The organism is Nocardia tenerifensis NBRC 101015 (assembly GCF_000308715.1).
Lineage (GTDB): Bacteria > Actinomycetota > Actinomycetes > Mycobacteriales > Mycobacteriaceae > Nocardia > Nocardia tenerifensis.
On sequence record NZ_BAGH01000372.1, the window covers coordinates 1 to 3253 of the forward strand.

1 protein-coding gene is annotated in these 3253 nt (G+C 70.9%); it reads right to left on the reverse strand.

The window, feature by feature from the left end; genetic code table 11:
- The coding region (locus ON39_RS29535) for a non-ribosomal peptide synthetase (protein WP_040739263.1) at positions 1 to 3253 on the reverse strand (3253 nt) is incomplete at both ends.

A 3253-nucleotide genomic window follows, 5' to 3' on the forward strand; every position in this document is an offset into this window, starting at 1 on the left:
AGCGGGATGTTGTAGGCGGGCGAGTCCGGATCGAACTGGTTGAGCACCCACATCCGTTGCTGCGCAAGCGACAACGGCACCCGGTCGGTGCGCGGCATCCGCGCCAGCGGCGGCCGTGCCCCGGCCGCCTTGCCCGCGCCGGGCACGACGCGGGCGGCCAGCGCGGCGACCGTCGGCGACTCGAACAGCTCACGCACGACGAGGTTCGCGTCCAGCGCCTCGTTGATCCTGGCGACCACCCGGGTGGCGAGCAGCGAGTTGCCGCCGAGGCCGAAGAAGTCGTCGTCCAGGCCGATCTCCTGCGCGCCGAGCAGCCCGGCGAACACCTCGGCGACGGCCTGCTCGACCGGCGAACTCGGCGCGCGGAAGGCGGCGGTGCTGAGGAACTCCGGCGCGGGCAACGCCTTTCGGTCCAGCTTGCCGTTCGGCGTCAGCGGGAGCACGTCGAGCACCACGATCGCGTCGGGGACCATGTAGCCGGTAAGGAATTCGCCCACCTGGCCGCGCAGTTCGGCCGCGTCGAGCTGAGCGCCGGTGTCCGGCACCACATATCCGATGAGCCGGTCGCCCGCGTTCTCGTCGGCGCGCACCAGCACCACCGCCTGGCTCACGCCGGGGCAGCGCACCAGCGCCGACTCGATCTCGCCGAGCTCGATGCGGAAGCCGCGCAGCTGGACCTGCTGGTCGCCGCGGCCCGCGTACTCGAGCGTCGCCTGGCCGCCGAAGCCGACCCAGCGGCCGATGTCGCCGGTGCGGTACATCCGCGAGCCGGGCGCGCCGAACGGGTCGGCGACGAACCGCGTCGCGGCCAGGCCCGGTCGTCCGAGGTAGCCGCGGGACAGCTGGGCGCCCGCGACGTAGATCTCCCCCGCGACGCCCACCGGGGACGGGTGCAGCCGGTCCTCCAGCACGTACGCGTCGAGGCCGGGCAGCGCGCGGCCGATGACGCTCGCCGCGTTGTCGACCATCTGCTCGTCCAGCGACAGGAACGACACGTGCACCGTGGTCTCGGTGATGCCGTACATATTGACCAGCCACGGGGCGTCCACCGCGTGCCGCTCGTACCAGCGCTGCAGTTGGCGCAGGTCGAGGGCTTCGCCGCCGAACACCACGTAGCGCAGCGCGAACTTGGCGTGATCGGCGTTCTGCGCGGCCCGATCCGCCTCGGCGAGCTGGTAGAACGCCGACGGGGTCTGGTTGAGCACCGTGACCTGTTCGCGAATCAGCAACTCGCGGAACAGCTCCGGCGATCGGGAGGTCAGGTAGTCGACCACGACGACGGTGCCGCCGTTGGCCAGCGCGCACCACAGCTCCCACACCGAGAAGTCGAAGGCGAACGAGTGGAACAGCGTCCACACGTCGGTCTCGTCGAACTCGAACAGCAGCTGGGTGTTGGCGAACAGCTGCACCACATTGCGGTGCGCGACGCCGACGCCCTTCGGCACGCCGGTCGAGCCGGAGGTGTAGATGACGTAGGCCAGGTTGTCCGGGCGCAGCGGGCCGGTCCGCTCGGCCGAACGCACCGGGCCGTCGGCGAACTCGGCGGTCTCCTCGAGCAGGATGACCGGAATATCGCCCGCGGGAACGGATTCCAGCTCGCTCACGGTGGCGAGGACGCACGCCGGCGCCGCGTCGGCGAGCATGAACTCCAGTCGCTGCGCGGGGTAGGTGGTGTCGATCGGCAGGTATCCGGCACCGGCCGTGAGCACCGCGAGCAGCGCGATCGGCAGCTCCTCGGTGCGCGGGACGGCAACGGCGACAAGGGATTCAGGGCCGACGCCTTGCGCGATCAGCGCACGCGCGACCTTGTTGGCGCGGCGTTGCAGTTCGCCGAAGGTAAGGGTGGTGTCGCCGAACCGGATCGCGACCGCGTCAGGTCGCCTGCGGGCCTGAGCGGTGATCAGATCAACCAAGGTCACCTCGGGCACCGAGGCGCCCGGGCTGTTCCACTCGTGCAACACCAGCTCGCGCTCGCCCGGCGCGAGCACGTCGATATCGCCGACGGTGACGGCGGAGTCGCCGGCGACGGCGGTCAGGATTCGGCCGAAGCGATCGGCGAAGTCCTGCACGGTCGCCTCGTCGAAGAGGTCGGTGGCGTAGGTGAACGCCGCCGAGATGCCCTCGGGCGCACCCTGCCGGTCGACCCGCTCCACCAGGGCCAGTTGCAGATCGAACTTGGCCAGCGGCACCGCGAGATCCACCGCCGAGGCCGAGAGGCCGGGCAGCTCCAGCTCGGTGCGCGCCAGGTTCTGGAAGGTCAGCATCACCTGGAACAGCGGGTGCCTGGCCGCGGAGCGCGCCGGATCGAGCAGCTCCACCAGCCGCTCGAACGGCACGTCGGCGTTGCCGAACGCCTCCACGTCGATCCGGCGCACCTCGCGCAGCAGGTCGTCGAACGTCGCGCCCGAGTCGATATCCGTGCGCAGCACAAGGGTATTGACGAACATGCCGATCAGGTCGTCGAGCGCGGCCTCGCCGCGACCGGCCACCGGGGTGCCGATCGCGATGTCCTTGGTGCCGGACAGGCGCGACAGCAGGACGGCCAGCGCGGCGTGCACGACCATGAACAGCGTCGAGTTGTGGTTGTGCGCAAGGCGACTCAGCGCGGCGTGCACGTCCGGGCCGATCTCGAAGGCCAGGGTGTCGCCGTGGTTGGACGCGACCGCGGGCCTCGGCCGATCCGCGGGCAGCTCCAATTGCTCGGGCAGGGCGGCCAATTCGGTGCGCCAGTAGTCGATCTGCTTGGCCAGCACCGACTCCGGGTCGTCCTCGGTGCCGAGAATCTCGCGCTGCCAGATCGCGTAGTCGGCGTACTGCACCTCGAGCGGCGGCCACTCCGGCGCGCCGCCGCGCATCCGATCCAGGTACGCGGCCATCAGATCGCGGGTCAGCGGCCCCATCGAGAAGCCGTCGCCCGCGATGTGGTGCACCACGCAGATCAGCACGTGCTCGGTCTCGCTCAGCTCGAGCAGCCGGACCCGAATGGGCGGCGCGAGAGTCACGTCGAAGCCCTCGGTCACCGCCGCGGCGACGAGCGCGGGCACCCGGTCCTCGGTGGCCCGCTCGACCACCAACTCCGGTACCGCGCGCGGATCCCCGGTCGAGAGCACCCGCTGGTAGCCCTCGCCGTCGATCTCCGGGTAGAGCGTGCGCAGCACCTCGTGCCGCTCGACCAGATCGCGCACGGCGGCGCGCAGCGCGTCGACGTCGAGCTGACCCGACAGCCGTACCGCGGCCGGAATGTTGTTGACGG